The organism is Methylosinus sp. LW4 (genome assembly GCF_000379125.1).
In the GTDB taxonomy this organism is placed as follows: domain Bacteria; phylum Pseudomonadota; class Alphaproteobacteria; order Rhizobiales; family Beijerinckiaceae; genus Methylosinus.
The window spans coordinates 3,580,561-3,599,388 of the sequence record NZ_KB900626.1 but is presented as its reverse complement, the minus strand read 5'-3'; the positions used below and the strand labels follow the sequence as shown (position 1 = coordinate 3,599,388).

Sequence of the window (18,828 nt, the reverse complement as noted above, 5' to 3'; positions counted from 1 at the left end):
TCGCAACGCGGCTGCTTCGGCGGCCGCGGCCGCTCGATTGTTGTCACTTGAGGCGAATGGGGGAAGCTCATGCGGCGTATCGCAGTTGCTCTGTGCATTTCATTCATGGGTTGCTCGGCCGGGTCTGCGTACGAAACAGGGGGCTTGGCCAGCTTGTTCGATTTGAGTCCGCGTGGACAGCAGCCGGCGGACGGCCGCCCGCAGGCGACCGCCGTCGCCCGCGAGATCGTGTCCTATCCCGGCGGCTACTCGCCCGGCACCATCGTCGTCTCGACCAATGAGCGGCGGCTCTATTATGTGCTCGGCAATAATCAGGCGATCCGCTATGGCGTCGGCGTCGGCCGGCCGGGCTTCGAATGGACCGGCACGCGCGTCGTCTCCAGCAAGCGCGAATGGCCGGATTGGACGCCGCCGGCGCAAATGCTGCGCCGCCGCCCCGATCTGCCGCGCCATATGCAGGGCGGGCTCACCAATCCGCTCGGCGCGCGGGCCATGTATCTCGGCGGCTCGCTCTACCGCATCCACGGCTCCAACGAGCCCGAGACCATCGGCCAGGCCGTCTCCTCCGGCTGCATCCGCATGACCAATGAGGATGTCGTCGATCTCTACGAGCGCGTGCGCGTCGGCGCGCGGGTCATCGTCACCCGCTAACTGTCTGCGTCGCGAGCGACGACGCCCCCTCCCCTGCCCTCCCCCGCTGCGCGGGAGAGGGAGCAAATTCGGGGCTTCATCGCAGGTTCGCGAAACGTCGACGTCCCCTCTCCCGCGCAGCGGGGGAGGGTGAGGGAGGGGGCAGCCCTAACCTTGCGCTCGCTCCAGATGCAACAAAAGACCGGCTTCCGATCCTGTGAACATCGGAAGCCGGTCTTTTTTTTATCGCTCGCCCGGACGGTCCCGATCCAGGCCCTTTTCCGCGAGTTCCTGCTCATAGGCGGCGAAATCCGCCGCGCCGCCGACGCCGAGCTCGTGGAGATAGCCCCAAGTGTAGATGCCGGTGTTGTGGAGATCGTCGAAATCCAGCCGCACGGCGTAATGGCCGACCGGCGCGACGCCGATTATGGCGACATTGCGCTTGCCGCCCACGGTCTTGCGCTCCTCCGGCGAATGGCCCTGCACCTCGGCCGAGGGGCTGCGCACCCGCAAATGCTCGGCCGAAAGATCATAGCTCGCCCCATTCTCGAAGCTCACCTTGAGCTTCCGCCCCTCTTCCAAAAGGCGTATCTCGCTCGGCCAAATATCCGCGTCGGCCATGGTCTTCTCCCGATCGTCTGGTCGGCCGTCCGCCCCGGCGCATCCATTGCTTGGGGCTTCACGCGCGGCCATTCCGTCAATATATAGGAACCTCCTTTGGAGCCTATACGCAGGACGGGACGCCGCAAACGGTCGACTATATGAATCCGCATCCGAAAATCGCCTATGATCCTCTGGCCTCCGCGCCGCTCGTCGACCCGTTCGGACGGGCCGTGTCCTACCTGCGCGTATCGGTCACGGATCGTTGCGATTTCCGCTGCGTCTACTGCATGTCCGAGCACATGCAATTTTTGCCCCGCCGCGACCTGCTGACGCTGGAGGAGCTGGACCGGCTCTGCACGGCCTTCATCGAGCGGGGGACGCGCAAGCTGCGCATCACCGGCGGCGAGCCCTTGATGCGCCGCGACATTCTCTCGCTGTTCGAGCGTCTCTCGCGCCATCTGCTCTCCGGCCGGCTGGAGGAGCTGACGCTCACCACCAATGGCTCGCAGCTCGAGCGCTTCGCGCAGGCGCTGGTCGATTGCGGGGTCAAGCGCGTCAATGTCTCGCTCGACACGCTGGATCGGGAGCGTTTCCGACAATTGACGCGCACCGGCGACCATGAGCGCGTTCTCGCCGGCGTCGACGCCGCGCTCCGCGCCGGCCTCGAGGTGAAGCTCAACGCCGTGGCGCTGAAGGGCGTCAATGAGGACGAGTTCGTCGCGCTGACGCGCTTCGCCCATGAGCGCGGCATGGACATGACCTTCATCGAGGTGATGCCGCTCGGCGAGATCGACGGCGGCGAGCGCGTCGACCAATACATCCCGCTGACTTTGGTCCGCGAGCGCCTGGCCGAGCGCTTCACGCTCACGGAGATCGACTATCGCAGCGGCGGGCCGGCCCGCTACATGCGCGTCGCCGAGACCGGCGGCCGCGTCGGCTTCATCACGCCGCTCTCGCATAATTTCTGCGAATCCTGCAATCGCGTGCGCGTCACCTGCACCGGCACACTGTTCATGTGCCTCGGCCAGGAGGACGCCGCCGATCTGCGCGCGCCGCTGCGCGCCGATCCGACCGACGCCTCGCTCAACGCCGCCATAGACGAGGCGATCGCCCGCAAGCCCAAGGGCCATGATTTCATCATCGACCGCTCGACGCGCGCGCCGGCCGTGGCGCGGCATATGAGCACGACCGGGGGATGATCCGGCGCCTCGTCGCCGCCGCGGCGGCCATCGCCCTTCTCCTGTGCCCGGCCGCCGCCGAGCCGCGCCATTTGCGCGTCGCCAGCGAAGGCGCGCGGCCGCCCTTCAATTATCTCGACGCCAATAATCAGCTCGCCGGATTCGAGATCGATCTGACGCGGGAGATCTGTCGCCGCATAGAGGCCGATTGCGTCTTCGTCACGCAGGAATGGGAGAGCCTCGTCCTCGGGCTCGAGAACCGTCAATATGATCTCGTCGTCTCGGCGATGGAGATAAACGAGGAGCGGCTGCGCAAAATCGACTTCTCCAAGCCCTACGCCCATACGCCCTCGGCGCTGATCGCGCAGCGCCAGTCGCCGCTCGCGAGCGCTGATCCGAAAGCGCTGCAGGGCGCGCGCATCGGCGTCGTCGCGGATGGGCCGCAGCAGGCCTATGCGGAGGACAAGCTCAAGGAGAGCGAGGTGCAGCGCTATGCGACGCTCGAGGCCGCCATGCTGGACCTCGCCGAGGGGCGCGTGGACGTCGTGGCGGAAGACAAGCTCGCCGCAATGGATTTTCTGCACGAGCGCAAGGAAGGCCGCTGCTGCCGCATCATCGCCGATCTGCCGCAAGACGCGGCCTATTTCGGCGGCGGCTTCGGCTTTGGCCTGCGCAAGGGCGCCACGGAGCTGAAGAGCGCGATCGACGCGGCGCTCGACGCCATCGTCGCCGATGGAAGCTATCGCGCGATCCGCAGCAAATATTTCGATTTCGACATACGCTGAGCGGAGGCGGCGGGCCTGAGGCTTGCTTGCGCGCTCTCGCATCTCACCCGCAAAGGACCGACAAATGACCGAGCTGACCGTCGCCTTCATCGGATTGGGCGTGATGGGCTATCCCATGGCCGGCCATCTCGTCACGCGCGGCGGGCGCAAGGTCGTCGTCTATAATCGCACGGCGGAGAAAGCCGAGCGCTTCGCCGCGCAATTTTCCGCGCGGACGGCGCCGACGCCCCGCCTCGCCGCCGAGGGCGCGGATTTCGTCTTCTCCTGCGTCGGCAATGACGATGATCTGCGCCAGGTGACGATCGGCGAGGACGGCGCCTTTCGCGCGCTGAAGGCCGGCGCGGTCTTCGTCGATCACACCACCGCCTCGGCGGAGGTCGCGCGCGAGCTCTATTCTCACGCCAAAAAGGGCGGCTTCGGCTTTCTCGATGCGCCGATCTCCGGCGGCCAGTCCGGCGCCGAGAATGGTGCGCTCACGGTGATGTGCGGCGGCGACGCCGAGGATTTCGCCCGCGTCGAGCCCGTGCTCGCCGCCTATGCGCGCGCCAGCCGGCTGATGGGGCCGTCCGGCGCCGGGCAGCTCACCAAAATGGTCAATCAGATCTGCATCGCCGGCCTCGTCCAGGGCCTCGCCGAGGCGCTGGATTTCGCCAGCCGCGCCGGGCTGGACGGCGCGGCGGTCGTCGATCTCATCAAGAATGGCGCGGCGCAATCCTGGCAGATGGAGAATCGCCACAAGACCATGCTCGCCGGCGAATATGATTTCGGCTTCGCGGTCGAATGGATGCGCAAGGACCTCGGCATCTGCTTCGCCGAGGCCCGCCGCAACGGCGCCAGCCTGCCGGTCGCCGCGCTGGTCGATCAATTCTACGCCGAGGTGGAGAATATGGGAGGCCGACGCTGGGACACGTCGAGCCTGATGGCGCGGCTGCGCCGATAGCTCGAAGCTCGGCTCGGCGCGGCGGCGGATGGCCCCGGCGCTCGAGAACGGGAAGCGCGGGCGCGGCGGAGCGGGACGCGAATCGGAGCGCGCTTTCAAATCCTTCGGCGAGTGCTATGGTCGCGCCGGGCCTGGGGAGGTCCAGGTCGCGCTCTTTTGGTCCCTGTCAGGGGCGGGGAGAGCGATGATGGGAGAAAAAAAATGAAAGCCAAGATCGTTTCGGGCTCGACCATCGCCGCGGCGGCGATCGCTCTGGCGCTCGCGGGCGGCGTTTCGACGCAGGCTTCCGCCAAGCATTCCAAACACGTCTGCAATATGGAAAAAGGCCAATGCGGCGGCAAGACGAAGTGCATGACCAAAAAGGGCGTCTGCAAGCACCACAAGGGGCATAAGGCCTCCTGCAGCGCCAAGGGTTCCTGCGCCGGCCGTTGAGCCGATCGAAGCCGTCGATCGCGCGCCATGCGGGGCGCGATCGATTCTCGCGGCGGGGGCGGCGCGAAGAGAGCATTTGGAGCGCGAGACATGAGCAGACCCGCCCCATTGGGACACGGCCTCGGACTGAGGCCGATCTATTACGATGAAATTCTGTCGACCCGCCCCGCCGTCGACTGGTTCGAGATCATCTCGGAGAACTACATGATCGGCGGAGGCCGGCCGACCGCCATGCTGGAGCGCGTGCGCGCCGATTATCCGATCGTCATGCATGGCGTCGCAATGTCGCTCGCCTCCACCGATCCGCTCGACTTCGATTATCTGCGCGCGCTCAAAGCGCTGGCCGAGCGCGTGGAGCCGGCCTTTGTCTCCGACCATCTCGCCTGGACCGGCGTGCATGGCGTGACGCTGCACGATCTTCTGCCGATTCCCTACACGGAGGAAGCGCTCGCCCATGTCGCCGAGCGGGTGATGCGCGTGCAGGATTTTCTCGGCCGGCGGCTCGTCGTCGAGAACGCCTCCACCTATGTCGCCTTTCGCGAATCCGAGATGAGCGAATGGGCCTTCGTCAATGAGCTGGCGCGGCGCGCCGACTGCCTGCTGCTGCTCGACGTCAACAATGTCTTCGTCTCGAGCTTCAATCACGGCTTCGACGCCAATGCGTTCATCGACGCCATAGACCCGGATCGCGTGGCGCAATTCCATATGGCCGGCCACACCGACAATGGCACGCATCGCATCGACACGCATGACCAGCCGGTCTGCGACGAGGTGTGGGCGCTCTATGAGCGCGCGCGGCGGCGCTTCGGCGCGGTCTCCACCATGATCGAGCGCGACGATAATTTCCCGCCCTTCGACGAATTGCTCGCCGAGCTCGGCCATATGCGCGAGATCGCCGCGCGCATAGACGCCGAGAACACGCGGAGCGCCGCATGAGGCTCGCCGAGCTGCAGGCCCTGTTCCAGGCCGGCGTGCTGGCCGGCGCCGAGGATGGCGCGCGCATTCTCGAATCGGTGAAGAATTCGCGCCAAGCCGACCGCACCACGCTCTTCGGCGTCTATGTGAACGCCTATCGCGCGAGGCTCGCCGAATTTCTGGCGGCGGATTTCCCCGCCGTTCGCGCGCTGATCGGCGAAACGGCCTTCGACGCGCTCGCCGACGCCTATATCGGCGCGCAGCCCTCGCGTGAGCGCAACGCGCGCTGGTACACGACGCGCTTTCCCGATTTCCTGCGCGAGCAGGACGAATGGCGCGACAATGCGCGGGCGATCGACCTCGCTCTGCTCGAGCGCGCGCTCACCGACGCTTTCGACGCGCCCGACGCCGAGCCGCTGGCGATCGCCGAGCTCGCCGCCTTCGCGCCCGAGCAATGGCCGCGCCTCTCCTTCGCCTTTCATCCAAGCCTCATCGTGCTGGAGCTGGAGGAAGGCACGATCGCGACGCATGAGGCGGCGATGGAGCAGCAGGACCTGCCGCCGCGCGGCGAAGGCCGCGGCCATGTCGCGATCTGGCGCGCCGATCTCGACTCCGTCCATTGCGAATTGGAGACGGACGAGGCCATGGCGCTGTCGCTGGCGATGGAAGGCCACGCTTTCGGCGACATCTGCCAAATGGCCGCCTTCCGCGATCACGCCGACGCCTCGCCCGAGCGCCTGGCGCAAATGCTCACCGGCTGGTTCCAGGAAGGGCTTGTGGTGGGCGCAAAGGCAGACGAAGAGAGCTGACGCGATCTCCACATTCGGGGGCATATCGAGAATCGGACGGTGATTCGCCATCCGTTCTCCTATATTCTCCCCGCTTCGAAGGAGAATCGCCTTGTCACGCCAAGCGCCGCCGGAAGACTTCACGCCGCTCGAAGGAGGCGTCGCCGCGCGCGCCGCGGCGCTCGCCGGCCGCGGGCGCTTTCTCGAGGCGCTGAACCCCGAGCAGCGCGCCGCCGTCGAGACGATCGACGGCCCGCTGCTGGTTCTCGCCGGCGCCGGCACCGGCAAGACGCGCGTGCTGACGACGCGCATCGCGCATATTCTCGCCAGCGGGCGGGCGCGGCCTTGGGAAATCCTCGCCGTCACCTTCACCAACAAGGCCGCGCGCGAGATGCGCGAGCGTATCGAGAGCTTGGCCGGTCCCGGCGCCGAGGCGCTGCAATGGCTCGGCACGTTTCACGCGATCAGCGCCAAAATCCTGCGCCGCCACGCCGAGCTGGCGGGGCTGAAGTCGAACTTCACCATTCTCGACACCGACGATCAGATCCGCCTGATGAAGCAGGTGCTGCAGGCCGAGAACATAGACGACAAGCGCTGGCCGCCGCGCGCGCTGGCGCATCAGATCGACGCCTGGAAGAACAGAGGACTCTCGCCGGATCACGTCCCTGTCGGCGAGGCGCAGAGCTTCGGCGACGGCAAAGGCAAGAAGCTCTACGCGCTCTATCAGGAGCGCCTGAAGGTGCTGAACGCCGTCGATTTCGGCGATCTTCTGCTCGAGACTTTGCGGCTCTTCCGCGAGAACGCCGATGTGCTCGACGACTATCGGCAGCGCTTCAAATATATTCTCGTCGACGAATATCAGGACACCAACACCGCGCAATATCTCTGGCTGCGCCTCATCGCGCAGGGGCGGCACAATGTCTGCTGCGTCGGCGACGACGATCAGAGCGTTTACGGCTGGCGCGGCGCCGAGGTCGAAAATATTCTGCGCTTCGAGAAGGATTTTCCCGGCGCGAAAATCGTGCGGCTCGAGCGCAATTATCGCTCCACCGGGCATATTCTCGCGGCGGCCTCGCATCTCATCGCGCGCAATGAGGGACGGCTCGGCAAGACGCTGTTCACCGAAGGCGCCGATGGCGAGAAGCCCAGCGTCACCGGCGTGTGGGACAGCGAGGAGGAAGCGCGGGCGATCGGCGAAGATATCGAGCAATTGCAGCGCAAGGGGCATGATCTCGAGGAGATCGCCATTCTCGTGCGCGCGTCTTTCCAGATGCGCGAGTTCGAGGAGCGCTTCATCACGCTCGGCCTGCCCTATCGCGTGATCGGCGGCCCGCGCTTCTACGAGCGGCTGGAGATACGCGACGCGCTCGCCTATCTGCGCTGCGTCGCGCAGCCTTTCGACGATCTCGCCTTCGAGCGCATCGTCAACACGCCCAAGCGCGGATTGGGCGACGCCACGCTGCAGGTGCTGCACGAATATTCGCGCCGCGAGAGCACGCCGCTGATGCAGGCGGCGCGCGTCATCGTCGAGACGGAGGAGCTGAAGCCCAAGCCGCGCGCGACGCTGCGCGCGCTGATCGCCGATTTCGATCGCTGGCGCAGCCTCATCGAGACCATGCCGCAGAACGAGCTCGCCGAAACGGTGCTGGACGAATCCGGCTACACGCAAATGTGGCGCGACGACAAGACGCCCGAGGCTGCGGGCCGGCTGGAGAATTTGAAGGAGCTGGTGCGCGCCATGGAGGAATTCCCCGATCTTTCGGGCTTCCTCGAGCATGTGTCGCTGGTGATGGAGACGGATGAAGCCGCCGATCAGCGGCGCGTGTCGATCATGACGCTGCACGGCGCCAAGGGGCTCGAGTTCGAGACCGTCTATCTCCCCGGCTGGGAGGAAGGCCTGTTTCCGCATCAACGCTCGCTGGACGACAATGGCCGCGCCGGATTGGAGGAGGAGCGCCGCCTCGCCTATGTGGGAATCACGCGCGCCAAGCGACGGCTGAAAATTTTCTTCGCGACAAATCGGCGCATTCACGGCCTGTGGCAAACCACTCTGCCCTCGCGTTTTCTCGACGATCTGCCGGCGGCCAATGTCGAGGTGAGAGAAGCCTCCGGCGGCTCGCAATATGGCTCCTACGGCGTGTCGCGCTTCGCCAATATGGACAGCTATGGCTCGAGCTATTCGACGCCGGGCTGGAAGCGCGCGCAAGCCGCGCGCGAGAGCGGCGGAAGCAAGCCAGCGTCACGCCGCGCGCCGCCGATGATAGAAGGCGAGGTGCTGGCGAAATCCTCCACGAGCGCGCGCTTCACGATCGGCGTGCGCGTGTTTCACCAGAAGTTCGGGCCGGGCACGGTGGTCAATGTCGAAGGCGCCAAGCTGCAGGTCGATTTCGACAAGGCCGGACGCAAGATGGTGCTGGAGAGCTTTGTCGAGCGCGGATAATCACGCAGGCTCGGCGCGCCGTCCATGTGGCGGCGGGCGTTTACAATTCGTAACCGAGCCGTATATGATTGCCGCATTGTGTCAACAGAAAGCGGATTGATCATGATGTGTGTCGAGCCGCCGCTCGTGAAGAGCGCCTGACCTTCGGACGCGAAGCCGCATCGACGTCTCATTCGTCGAAATATTCGGCCGCGCCATTTCGAGCTGCAATCATCATCGCAACCGGCGCGGCCTTCGCATCGGGGCGTGTAATCTTGTCTTCGTCTCATTTCAGCAGTCGAGGTTTCTCATGGCGTCGTTTCCAGATATGGATAATGCTGTCGCACACGTTTCCCTGCGCCACGCGCGCGGCTGGGGGGTGGTGAACACGCACCCGCACCGGGAACGTCTCGCCATCGAAAATCTGATGCGTCAGCAATTCCACGTCTATTGCCCCTTTATGCTCGAGCGCGTCCGCCATGCGCGTCGCACGCGAGAGGTCTCGCGGCCGTTGTTTCCCGGCTATGTTTTCGTGGAGCTCGCGTCCGACACGCGCTGGACGCCGATTTGCTCGACCTTCGGCGTGAGAACGCTGGTTCGCTCCGGCGAGAACCCGAGCATGCTCCCGAGCGATTTCGTCGAGGATTTGAAAATAAGAGAAGTCGACGGCGTGATCGTCGCGCCGTCGCGCCGCTTCGAGATCGGCCAGAAAGTGCGCATCGCCGGCGGCGCCTTCCAAGACTTCGTCGCCACGGTCATCGACATGGACGAGCGCGATCGCATCATCGTGCTGATGGAATTGCTCAGCCGTCCGGTGAAGGTCAAATTGACCTCGGAACAAGTCGCCGCCTGCTAGAAATCGGAAGCGAGCGCCGCGAGATTCTACAGCGGCGCGGCGCGGCAAGCGGGCACGCCCATGGCGATGAGCGCTTCGCCGGACAGCATTTTGGCCTTGTCGAAATCCGTGCTGTCCAGCGCGCCCGATCGCATGACCCACTCGCGCACGCGCGGCGGGTAGAAGGCGAGCATCTCGAGCGAGCCGAGACTGTCTGGACTTGGATCATCGGGCAGATGCGCGGCGTGGAACCAGAATTGCGCGCCGGGCTCGACGCAGACATTGCGCATGCCGAGATAGATCGTGCAGGCGGATGCGCAGACGCCGCGAATGGCTTTTTGCGCGCCGCGCGCGTCGAGCCGGCGCGCCTCGTCGATATAGGCGCGCAGATTGCCGCCCGCATCGCGCGTCGCTGGCGCGCCTTGGCATCCGGCGAGCAGCAGAGCGAGCGCCACAGAGGCGCGCCATGAGCTCATAGCTCGTGGACGAGCTCCGTCCGCGCCTGGCGCTCGTCGCAGCGCGCGGACCGGCTCGATCTATTTTTGCAGACGATGGCGCAGCACATGGCGAAGATGGCGGCGAGCGCCGAGGTCCGCAATGGATAGTCGATCGTCGAATGCGCGAACAGCAGGCCGACGACGATGAGAGCGGCGAAGCGCTCTTTCCGCAGCGCCACATCGCTCTCGCTGAAATTGCGCACAGCGGCGATCATCGTCGCGGCGAGCCAGCAGAGGACGAGCAGAACGCCGACGAGCCCGAGCTCCATCGCCAATTCGACAATGTCATTGTGCGCATGATTGACGATCGCCGGGAGGATCACGCTCGTCGGCTCGTATAGAGGATAGACGCGATCGAATGTGCCGAGGCCGGAGCCGAGCGGGAAGAACCCCTGCATCGTCTCGAAGGAGACGCGAAGCACGGTCCAGCGCACATCGGCGGCGACATCCTCGCCGGTCAAGCGATCGATGATTTGCGAAAGCCCGAAATAGGGCGCCAGAACGCCGGTGACGATGAGCGCAGGCGCGATGACGAAATAGATCGCCGCCTTGCCGGCCCGCGCGCCGCCGAGCCGATCGCCGAGAATGAGCGCATAGGCGAGCGCCGCCGAGGCGAGGCCGAACAGCAGAGCCGCGCGCGAAGCCGTCATCATGAGGCCGAGCGTGAACAGCATGAACAGCGCGAACACCGCTATCACGCCATAGGCGGAACGTCGCGACAAATATCGCTCCAGCGCATAGGCGGCGAGCGGCGTCAGCGAATAGAGAAAGGCCGCTGTGTGATTTTTGTTGACGAAGAGGCCGACGTCGGCGGGGCTGTAGAAACGAAGCGCGCTTTTTGGCCCCTGCACGATCTGCATCACCTCGAGCAGCACGGTCGCCACTCCGATGCAGGCGGCGAGCAGCATCAGGCGCCGCCGCTCATCGGCGTGGCAGGACATGACGCCGAGAAAAATGGCGATCGGCGCGGTCAGGGCGAGAAGGCTCATCGACGTCGCCCATGGCGCGACGGACAGGCCGAGCCATGGCGGAGCGAGCTCGGCGATGCGATAGGTGTCGGCGATGGCGTCACGCCCCGGCAGCCTGCTCCACACAGAGGGCGCGAGCGGAATGAGCTGCAGCAGCGGAACGGCAATGACGACGCCGAGCAGGACCGCGGTCCAGCCGCGCGTCGCGAGCGTTCGGCCTACATCCGGCAAGACCAGCGCCAGCAGCGGAAGCGCGGCCAGCTGAACAACGACATCCGAGACGCCGCCCTTCTGCGTCGCGCCGCCGAAGATCAGCGACGTCGCCAAGGCGACGCCGCAGAGCGTCTCGGTCATGCGCATGAGCGGCCCGCGCTCGCGTCAGTTGCTCAATGATTGCAGCAGCAAAAGCGCGGCGTTGCGCTGCTGCTCGTCATTGTTGTTGTTCGTATTGGAAACGCCGACGCCGACGCCCACGCCCACGATGATGGCGGCGGCGCCGCCGGCGACATAAGGCCCCGGATCGAAAGAGCTCTCCTGGCCGACGATCTCGGGATTGGATGCGACGCGCTTCGCGCAGATCACGCCGTCGTTTTCGGCGATCGTCACCATCGCGCCCGCATCCGCGCGCACCGCGACCTTGTCGCCGACCGTGACGCTCGCGGAGCCTTCACGCACGAGAATGCGGTCGCCCGGCGACAAGGGCGCAGCGTCGCGCAGCTCAGTGAACGAGCCGCCGCGCGACAAGAGCACGCCGCCTTTCACATTCGTCAGACGCGCGTCGCCGACGGCGCAATTGTTTCGACGTTGATTCGAGGGGGAGCCGACGGCCGCGCTCTCGGCCGCAGCCATTTGCGCGCAGCAGCCGAAAATGGCGATCGTCGTAAAAATTCTCTTCATCGAAACCTCCGATAAGTCGGCTCACCCGAGGGGGCCGCGAATCGACGCTATCATCGACGCCTATCGCCGGTCTATTTGCGGTCATGCACGATAGCGCCTGCCGAATTGCTCGATCTCGGCGCGCTCGCGAGACTTTCGACTGCGAGATTCACATAGCGCGCGCCGCCGCTGACATCGGCGTCCGTGGCGATGCGCACCGGTATCTCGAGCTTGAGCCATTGCGCGTCGCAGCCTTGGCTCGGCACGGCGAACTCGACGCGAAAGGCGCGCAGCGGAACCGTCTTCTTCAATAGCCGCGTCGCCGCCAGCGTCTGCGACGGATCGGCCGCGCAATAGATTCGCCAGCGCAGCCCCAGCTCATTGTCGAGATCGTCGGCTGCGGCGGCGCCGGTGAATGCGTATCGACCGGGCGCGAGCATGAGCATATGCGTCACATTCGAAAAAGAGACGCGCGCGCCGTAGAATTCGACGCTCAGCGTCTTGCGTTCGCCCTCCTCCGTCAGAGCGATGCTCGCGCCGCTCGTCGGCGTGAAGGTCCAATCGAAGGGGAGATTGGAGACCGGATATTGGAAGCGCTCATTATAGAGCAGGCCGAGCGCGCCGAGCCGTTCCGGCGGCAGATGCGCGAGCCAGGCCGCATAGGCCTCGTCATAGAGACCGTCGCGCAGCAGCCGCGCGAGGAGCAGGCCCATCTCCATATCGGACGGCCGCGCCTTGGATGTCTGCAGACGGCCGAAGAGACGCAGCAGCACATTCGGATTTTCGATGACGGGCGCGAGCTCGGCGAGCATGGCGGCGCGCCAGGGCGGAGTCGCCGCCAGCTGCCGAAAGAAGCGGTCCTCCACCGCCGCGCCGGCGCCCAGCATCGCCTGCAAGGACGGCGCGAGCCTGTGCGCCAGCGACGGACGCGCGCGCAGCAGCGTGTCCAGTTCGTCCAGCGCCTCGAGCAGCCGTCCATTGGCGAGCGCGTTCTCATAGAGCCAGCCATGCGCGACGAGATCGATCGGCAGATGCGCGGCGGCGAGGCGCAGAATGCGCTCGGCGCGCTCGGCGTCGCCGAGCTGCTCCACCGCCTTGCCATAGAGCGACAAGGCGCCGGGCGCGAGCGGATCGATGGCGAGAAGCCGCGCCGCGATCGATCGTCCCTTCGCCGCGCGCGCATCGGCGCCCGGCGTCAGCTCGCGCTGAGCGAGCTGGAGGAGAGTCGTGGGATCGGCGGAGTCGAAGGTGAGCGCCGCCCGCGGATCATGCGGCGCCAGCAAGGCGGAGAGCCCATGGCCGACGATGCGCCAGGCCAGAAAGGCGATCACGAGATAGGCGAGGAGCTGCGGCGGCTCCAGACGGCCGAGGCCGCGGGCGACGCTCTCCACGCCGGAGATGATCGATCGCTTCATCGAAGGCGGCGCTCTCGCTGCGCCTGCGGCGCATCGCAGGCGCAGACGGCATAGCGCGCGGGCCGCCGGGCGGTCTATCCGGCCCGACCCGTAAGCGCGCGGCCGGGACGCCGCCCGCCGCCGTTGCTTTCGGCCCGCGAAACGACTATCCGCCATTTCTCCCAAGCGACCGACAGAGGACGCCGCCCATGCCCGCCCCTTCCGCCGACGAGCTGAAACGACAAGCGGCCGCCGTGGCCCTCGAGGCCGTGACCCCGGGAATGCGCCTGGGGCTCGGCACGGGCTCGACCGCGGCGCATTTCGTCGATCTGCTCGGCGCGCGGGTGAAGGCAGGGCTCGACGTGCTCTGCGTTCCCACCTCCGAGCGCACGCGGGCGCAGGCCGCCGCGCTGGGCGTGCCGCTGGCGACGCTGGAGGAGGCGCCGGAGCTGGACCTCACGGTCGACGGCGCCGACGAGCTCGAGGGCCGAATGCGCCTCATAAAGGGCGGCGGCGGCGCGCTGCTGCGCGAAAAAATCGTCGCCGCCGCGTCCAAGCGCTTCATCGTCATCGCCGACGAATCGAAGAAGGTCGAGACGCTGGGCGCCTTTCCGCTGCCGGTCGAGATCGATCCTTTCGGCGCCAAGGCGACGCGTCTGCATGTGGAGCGCGCGGCGCGCGATCTCGGCCTAATCGGGACCGTCGGCCCGCGGCTGAAGCCCGACGGCCATGTTTTCGTCACCGACGGCGGCCATTTGATCCTCGATTGCGCATTCGGCGCGATTTCCGATCCCGATGCGCTGGCCGATCGCCTCTCGGCGATTCCCGGCGTCGTCGAGCATGGATTGTTCATCGGCCTCGCCACGGCGGCGGTCATCGCCGGCCGCGACGGAATCGCGACGCTCGGCCGGCTGGCCCCGGCGTGACCGAGCGCCGTCGCCGAATTGGTTTCACGAGGAGACGTCCCGAGTGATATTTCGCCCGACGATCGGTTTCGCCGCGCTCATTCTGGCGACCGCCGCCAGCGCCGCCGAGCAGCGACCCGGCGCCGCCCCCGCGGCGGCCGTCTCGCCGCCCGTCGCTTCCGCTCCGACGGTCGCGGCCACGCCGGCGCAGCTGGCGCTGGCGCGCACCATCGTCGTCGATTCCGGGATCGCCTCGTCTTTCCGGCTCATCATTCCGCAATATCTCGAGCAGATCGCCCTTTCGGTGACGCGCACGCGGCCCGAGATGGTGCCGGACCTCAATCTCGTCCTCGCCGCCGTGCGGCCGGAGTTCGACAAGAAGGTCGAGGAGATGATCGACAGCGCCGCGCAGCTCTACACGCAGCGCTTCTCGCCCAAGGAGCTCGAGGATGTCGCGGCTTTCTTCAAGAGCGCCTCGGGCCGCAAATATGTCGGCATGCAGCCGCTGCTGATGAGCGATATGTTCGTCGCCATGCAGGCGTGGTCGCAGAAGATTTCCGTCGACATGATGACCCGCGTGCGCGAAGAGATGCGCAAGAAGGGCCACGAGCTCTAGCCGCCCCATGAACGGAGAAATCTGGAGCGGGCGAGCTCTGGCGCAACCCGTGCGGGCCTTCCGCCCTCGGGTCGCAGATTCCGGGGTTCGAAATGGCAGAGCATGATTATGATCTCGTCGTCATCGGCGCAGGCTCGGGCGGCGTTCGCGCGGCGCGCATCGCCGCCGGCTATGGCGCGAAAGTCGCCATATGCGAGGAGTTCCGCATCGGCGGGACCTGCGTGATCCGCGGCTGCGTGCCGAAAAAGCTCTATGTGATGGCGAGCCGCTTCCACGATGATTTCCAGGACGCCGCCGGTTTCGGCTGGCGCGTCGGCGAAGTGGCGTTCGACTGGAAGGCGCTGGTCGCCGCCAAGGAGGCGGAGATCACCCGCCTCTCCGGCCTCTATGCGCAAAATCTCGAGAAGGCCGGCGTCGAGGTCATTCGCGAGCGGGGCGTGATCGCCTCGCCCAATGAAGTCGCCTTCGCTGGCGGCAGGCGCGTCTCGACACGTTACATTCTGGTCGCCACCGGCGGCGCGCCGACGTTGCGGCCGGACATTCCGGGCCTCGAGCACGCCATCTCCTCCAATGAGATTTTCGATCTGCCGGAACTGCCGAAGAGCCTGCTCGTCGTCGGCGGCGGCTATATCGCCGTGGAATTCGCCAGCGTTTTCGCGCGGCTCGGCTCCAAGGTCCATTTGTCGCTGCGCGCCGATCTGCCCTTGCGCGGCTTCGACGAGAATCTGCGCCGCCTGCTCGACGAGGGCCTCGTCAATGCGGGCATAAAGATTCACCGCGGCGCTCTGCCCACCAGGCTCGAGAAGACCGCGGGGGGGCTCGTCGCCACGCTGCAGAATGGCGCGCGGCTCGACATTGACGCGGCGCTGCTGGCGACCGGCCGCGCGCCGCTGACGCAGGGCCTCGGGCTCGAGGCTTTGGGCGTCGCGATGAAGGAGAGCGGCGCGATCATCGTCGATGATTATTCGCGCAGCAATATTCCGTCCATCTACGCCGTCGGCGATGTGACCGACCGCATCAATCTGACGCCTGTCGCCATACGCGAGGGACACGCCTTCGCCGACACTGTGTTCGGCGGCAAGGACGTCCGCGTCAGTCACGATCTGGTGCCGACGGCCGTGTTCACCACGCCGGAGATCGGAACCGTAGGCCTCACCGAGGCCGAGGCGCATGCGAAATACGGCCGGCTCCATGTCTTCGAGACCAGCTTCCGGCCGATGCGCGCGACGCTGTCGAAGCGCGCGGAAAAAGTCTTCATGAAGATTTTGGTCGACGCCGCCAGCGATCTCGTCGTCGGCGTGCATATTCTGGGGCCGGAGGCGGGTGAGATGGCGCAGATTCTCGCCATCGCCCTGCGGCTCGGCGCGCGCAAGGCGGATTTCGACGCGACCATGGCGCTGCATCCGACGCTCGCAGAAGAGCTGGTGACGATGCGCGCGCCGAGTCGCATCGTGGAATAAGAGAAAAAATGCGAGCCTTCAGGCTCGCTTTCGAGAGGCGATCCGAGACATTCCCGGATCGCCTCGTCGCCTCACTTCACGAAGGATATGTCGAACAGCGGCGGCTCGTCGCCTTCGAAAAAGACGCCGCGCTCGCCCTTGTCGCGCCCGAACTCATACTTCGCCGAGATCGTATAGGTGCGCTGGGGGAAGGGGTGGAACAGGAAGTATTTGTAATTTCCGATATTGTCGACGCCGAAGTCGAAGCTGACATGCTTGTTCCATTTGTAATGGATCTTCGTGTCGACGACGAAGAAGCGGTCGAAGCTCTGATAGACGCCATGGGCGATGTCGTTATTGGCGAGCGTCGTCCACATCTGGCCCTGATAGCGGGCGGCGACAGTGAAGGCCCAATGATCGTCGGGCCGATAGGTCGCCTCCATTGTGGCGCGCCAATCCGGCACATTGGGCACGCGCTTGCCGGCGACCGAGAGCGCCCAATTGTCGAAGTTCGTGCCGCCGGACGGCGCCCATTTGCTGTCGGAGATGACGCGAGCGTTGAGATAGGTCACGCTGCCGATGAGCTCGAGCCCCTTGATGACGACATTGTCCTTGCGCGCCGCGAGCTCGACGCCGCTGTTGCGGACGCGATCGACATTGGTCGTCTGCGACGCGGTGAAGGTCTGATTGGTGACGAAAGTGCTCTGCGAGATGATCGCGTCGCGCACTTCTTCATCGAAGAGCGACACGCGCACGGAGCCGTCGTCGCCGATCTTGCGCTCGACCGCGAGCTCCTTGCTGAGCGCCACTTCCGGCCGCAGATTGGGGTTGGGATTGACCACCGTTCCCGTCGCGCCGGGAATGGTCGTCAGATTATAGAGCTCCTTGGCGGTCGGGAAGCGATTGGCGAGGCCGATCGAGCCGGTGACCGTCCAATCCTCGTCCGGCGTCCATTGCAGCGAGCCCTTGGGCGAGAAGCGCGTGTGATAGAGCGCCGGCTGATAGATCGGCAGCATGCTCGCCGCCGTCGCCGTCGAGCCGAAGCCAGTGGCGTTGATGGAGCCGAGCGACTGGTTGTAGCCGTCCGACGCGCTCCAATGCTCCCAGCGGCCGCCGACCGTGAATTTGAACTCCTTCGAGATCTTCCACGCGTCCTGCGCCCACAGAGCCTGCGTGCGCGTCGTGCCATTGCCGATGGAGGCCGCGACGCCATAGGACGAGGCCATGCCGCTCGTCCAATTGGTGGTGAGCCAGGTGGGATTGTTCAGATGGAACTGGTCCCCATGCAGGCCGAAGCTGATGTCGTGGCCCGTGAGAACGCCGTCCGGCCGCAATATGCCCTTGAGGTCGAGCAGCGTCCAATAGGTGCCGTTGTAGCGGACATCCTTGCCGGTCGAGGAATAGCCCACCGGCGCCGCCGTATAGGGCGAGCGCTGATCCGACTGGAGATAGGTGAAATGCGAGGCGGAGACCTCGAAGTCGAAGGGGCCGCCGGTATTGGATTTCACCGCCAGCGCATTGGTGAGCATCTTCTCCTGCACGCGGTAATAGCCGCTGCCGAAGCTCTGCATCGCCGAGGAGCCGATGCTCCCCGTTCCGCTCGTCGCGCCAAAAGCCTGCGATCCGCTCGAGAAATAGGGCTGCGGGATGGAGGTTCCGTCATTGCTCCAGAAGCCGAGCGTGTAGGTCGCGCGAACCGTCGGCGTGAAGTCGTACGCCAGCTTCAATTTGGCGTTGATCTGGTCGTTCTCGAGATTGCCGGTCGCCCCGAGAATAGTGGCCGGCGCGCCGAATTTGGTGTTGCCGAAATAAGCGCCCGGATAACCGTAGAGATTATTGTTGGCCGCGGTCGCATAGGTCAGAGGCTGTGTCGTGCCATGGGCGTAATTGCCAGTGACCAGCCAAGAGAAATCGCCGATCTTGTCGCCGACGGTGGCGCTCGTCACCTCGGTGTGGAACAGCTTGCTCGTTCCATAGAGCGAGAAGTCCTGCAGCGCGACGGTTTGCTTGGCGGTGACTTCCAGCTTGTCGGGCATGCGCGTGGTGATCTGCAGCACGCCGCCCATGGAGTTGCCCGGATAGGCCGCCGAGAACGGCCCATAGAGCATGTCGACGCGCTCGATCTCCTCCGGCGCGACGAGGCCCCAGCGCGGGGCGCCGATGTTGTTGTCGTTGCCGATGAGCGCCGTCAGCAGCAGATCGTCGGCATAGACGAGGCTGCGCGCGCTCGACGAGACGCCCCAGGTGCGCGTCTGCAGCACCGCCTGCGTGTCGCCATTGTTGCGTTTGCGCAGGAAGAGGCTCGGCAGATATTTGACCACGTCTTCCGTGTCGATGACGTTGATCGTCTCGTCGATCTGCTTGCGGGTCACGCTGGCGACAGTGTTCGGCAGATCGAATTTCTGCACGAAGGCCGGCTTGCCGTCCGGCAGAGTGGGCGACCACACGGAGGCGGGCGCCGGGCGGCGCGACTGCGCGGGCTGCGCCTCCCCGGCGACGTCGATCGTCGGCAGCGATTCCTGGGCGCGGGCCGGGAGAATGGCGGCGGAGCAGACGATAAAGAGCGCGCCGGCGGAGACGCCGCGCAGCAGATGGTGACGATGCATTT

The 18,828-nt window shown here is 65.7% G+C and carries 18 protein-coding genes; 12 read left to right on the top strand and 6 right to left on the bottom strand.

What is annotated here, in order from left to right; all coding sequences use genetic code 11:
• Positions 1-69: 69 nt before the first annotated feature.
• On the top strand, positions 70-651 hold the full coding sequence (locus tag METLW4_RS0117890) for a L,D-transpeptidase (protein ID WP_026191600.1): 582 nt from the start codon (positions 70-72) through the stop codon (positions 649-651).
• Between the two features lie 222 nt (positions 652-873).
• Here the strand turns inward: METLW4_RS0117890 and METLW4_RS0117885 are convergent, their stop codons facing one another.
• Entirely contained in the window at positions 874-1,251 is a 378-nt protein-coding gene (locus tag METLW4_RS0117885) for a gamma-butyrobetaine hydroxylase-like domain-containing protein (RefSeq protein WP_018267607.1), read from the bottom strand.
• 140 nt (positions 1,252-1,391) lie between these two features.
• Here METLW4_RS0117885 and moaA point away from each other — a divergent pair, with 140 nt between their 5' ends.
• From moaA to nusG, 8 genes are all read left to right on the top strand, one after another.
• Positions 1,392-2,432 carry a GTP 3',8-cyclase MoaA gene (moaA, locus tag METLW4_RS0117880; RefSeq protein ID WP_018267606.1) on the top strand — a complete coding sequence of 347 codons (1,041 nt, stop codon included), beginning with the start codon at positions 1,392-1,394 and terminating at the stop codon, positions 2,430-2,432.
• Positions 2,429-3,196 carry a transporter substrate-binding domain-containing protein gene (locus METLW4_RS0117875; RefSeq protein ID WP_018267605.1) on the top strand — a complete coding sequence of 256 codons (768 nt, stop codon included), beginning with the start codon at positions 2,429-2,431 and terminating at the stop codon, positions 3,194-3,196. Before moaA ends, METLW4_RS0117875 begins: the two co-directional genes overlap by 4 nt.
• Before the next feature lie 64 nt (positions 3,197-3,260).
• On the top strand, positions 3,261-4,136 hold the full coding sequence (locus METLW4_RS0117870; protein ID WP_018267604.1) for an NAD(P)-dependent oxidoreductase: 876 nt from the start codon (positions 3,261-3,263) through the stop codon (positions 4,134-4,136).
• Between the two features lie 201 nt (positions 4,137-4,337).
• Positions 4,338-4,568, top strand: a complete 231-nt coding sequence (locus METLW4_RS0117860) for a hypothetical protein (protein WP_018267602.1) — start codon at positions 4,338-4,340, stop codon at positions 4,566-4,568.
• Positions 4,569-4,658: 90 nt separating this feature from the next.
• Positions 4,659-5,504, top strand: coding sequence for an MNIO family bufferin maturase (gene bufB / locus METLW4_RS0117855; RefSeq protein WP_026191599.1), 846 nt, complete (start codon positions 4,659-4,661; stop codon positions 5,502-5,504).
• Positions 5,501-6,292: an HvfC/BufC N-terminal domain-containing protein gene (locus tag METLW4_RS0117850; protein ID WP_018267600.1), complete on the top strand. Its 792-nt coding sequence runs from the start codon at positions 5,501-5,503 to the stop codon at positions 6,290-6,292. Before bufB ends, METLW4_RS0117850 begins: the two co-directional genes overlap by 4 nt.
• Before the next feature lie 91 nt (positions 6,293-6,383).
• Entirely contained in the window at positions 6,384-8,711 is a 2,328-nt protein-coding gene (locus tag METLW4_RS0117845; protein ID WP_018267599.1) for an ATP-dependent helicase, read from the top strand.
• Positions 8,712-9,000: 289 nt separating this feature from the next.
• On the top strand, positions 9,001-9,546 hold the full coding sequence (gene nusG, locus METLW4_RS0117840) for a transcription termination/antitermination protein NusG (RefSeq protein ID WP_198162233.1): 546 nt from the start codon (positions 9,001-9,003) through the stop codon (positions 9,544-9,546).
• Positions 9,547-9,572: 26 nt separating this feature from the next.
• On the opposite strand, the gene METLW4_RS26630 is transcribed toward nusG, so the two are convergent.
• The 4 genes from METLW4_RS26630 to METLW4_RS25270 all read right to left on the bottom strand — a co-directional run bounded on the left by METLW4_RS26630 (position 9,573) and on the right by METLW4_RS25270 (position 13,281).
• Positions 9,573-10,001, bottom strand: a complete 429-nt coding sequence (locus METLW4_RS26630) for a hypothetical protein (protein ID WP_018267597.1) — start codon at positions 9,999-10,001, stop codon at positions 9,573-9,575.
• Positions 9,998-11,350: an O-antigen ligase family protein gene (locus METLW4_RS0117830; RefSeq protein ID WP_018267596.1), complete on the bottom strand. Its 1,353-nt coding sequence runs from the start codon at positions 11,348-11,350 to the stop codon at positions 9,998-10,000. The genes METLW4_RS26630 and METLW4_RS0117830 overlap by 4 nt, the downstream gene beginning before the upstream one ends.
• An 18-nt stretch (positions 11,351-11,368) precedes the next feature.
• Positions 11,369-11,887: a hypothetical protein gene (locus METLW4_RS0117825; RefSeq protein WP_018267595.1), complete on the bottom strand. Its 519-nt coding sequence runs from the start codon at positions 11,885-11,887 to the stop codon at positions 11,369-11,371.
• A gap of 71 nt (positions 11,888-11,958) precedes the next feature.
• On the bottom strand, positions 11,959-13,281 hold the full coding sequence (locus METLW4_RS25270) for a hypothetical protein (protein WP_018267594.1): 1,323 nt from the start codon (positions 13,279-13,281) through the stop codon (positions 11,959-11,961).
• A gap of 188 nt (positions 13,282-13,469) precedes the next feature.
• Here METLW4_RS25270 and rpiA point away from each other — a divergent pair, with 188 nt between their 5' ends.
• The 3 genes from rpiA to gor all read left to right on the top strand — a co-directional run bounded on the left by rpiA (position 13,470) and on the right by gor (position 16,241).
• Positions 13,470-14,186: a ribose-5-phosphate isomerase RpiA gene (gene rpiA, locus METLW4_RS0117815; RefSeq protein WP_018267593.1), complete on the top strand. Its 717-nt coding sequence runs from the start codon at positions 13,470-13,472 to the stop codon at positions 14,184-14,186.
• A 43-nt stretch (positions 14,187-14,229) separates the two neighbouring features.
• Positions 14,230-14,781: a DUF2059 domain-containing protein gene (locus METLW4_RS0117810; RefSeq protein ID WP_018267592.1), complete on the top strand. Its 552-nt coding sequence runs from the start codon at positions 14,230-14,232 to the stop codon at positions 14,779-14,781.
• A gap of 92 nt (positions 14,782-14,873) precedes the next feature.
• Positions 14,874-16,241 carry a glutathione-disulfide reductase gene (gor, locus tag METLW4_RS0117805; protein WP_018267591.1) on the top strand — a complete coding sequence of 456 codons (1,368 nt, stop codon included), beginning with the start codon at positions 14,874-14,876 and terminating at the stop codon, positions 16,239-16,241.
• Between the two features lie 71 nt (positions 16,242-16,312).
• On the opposite strand, the gene METLW4_RS0117800 is transcribed toward gor, so the two are convergent.
• Positions 16,313-18,826, bottom strand: coding sequence for a TonB-dependent receptor (locus tag METLW4_RS0117800; protein ID WP_018267590.1), 2,514 nt, complete (start codon positions 18,824-18,826; stop codon positions 16,313-16,315).
• Positions 18,827-18,828: the final 2 nt, after the last annotated feature.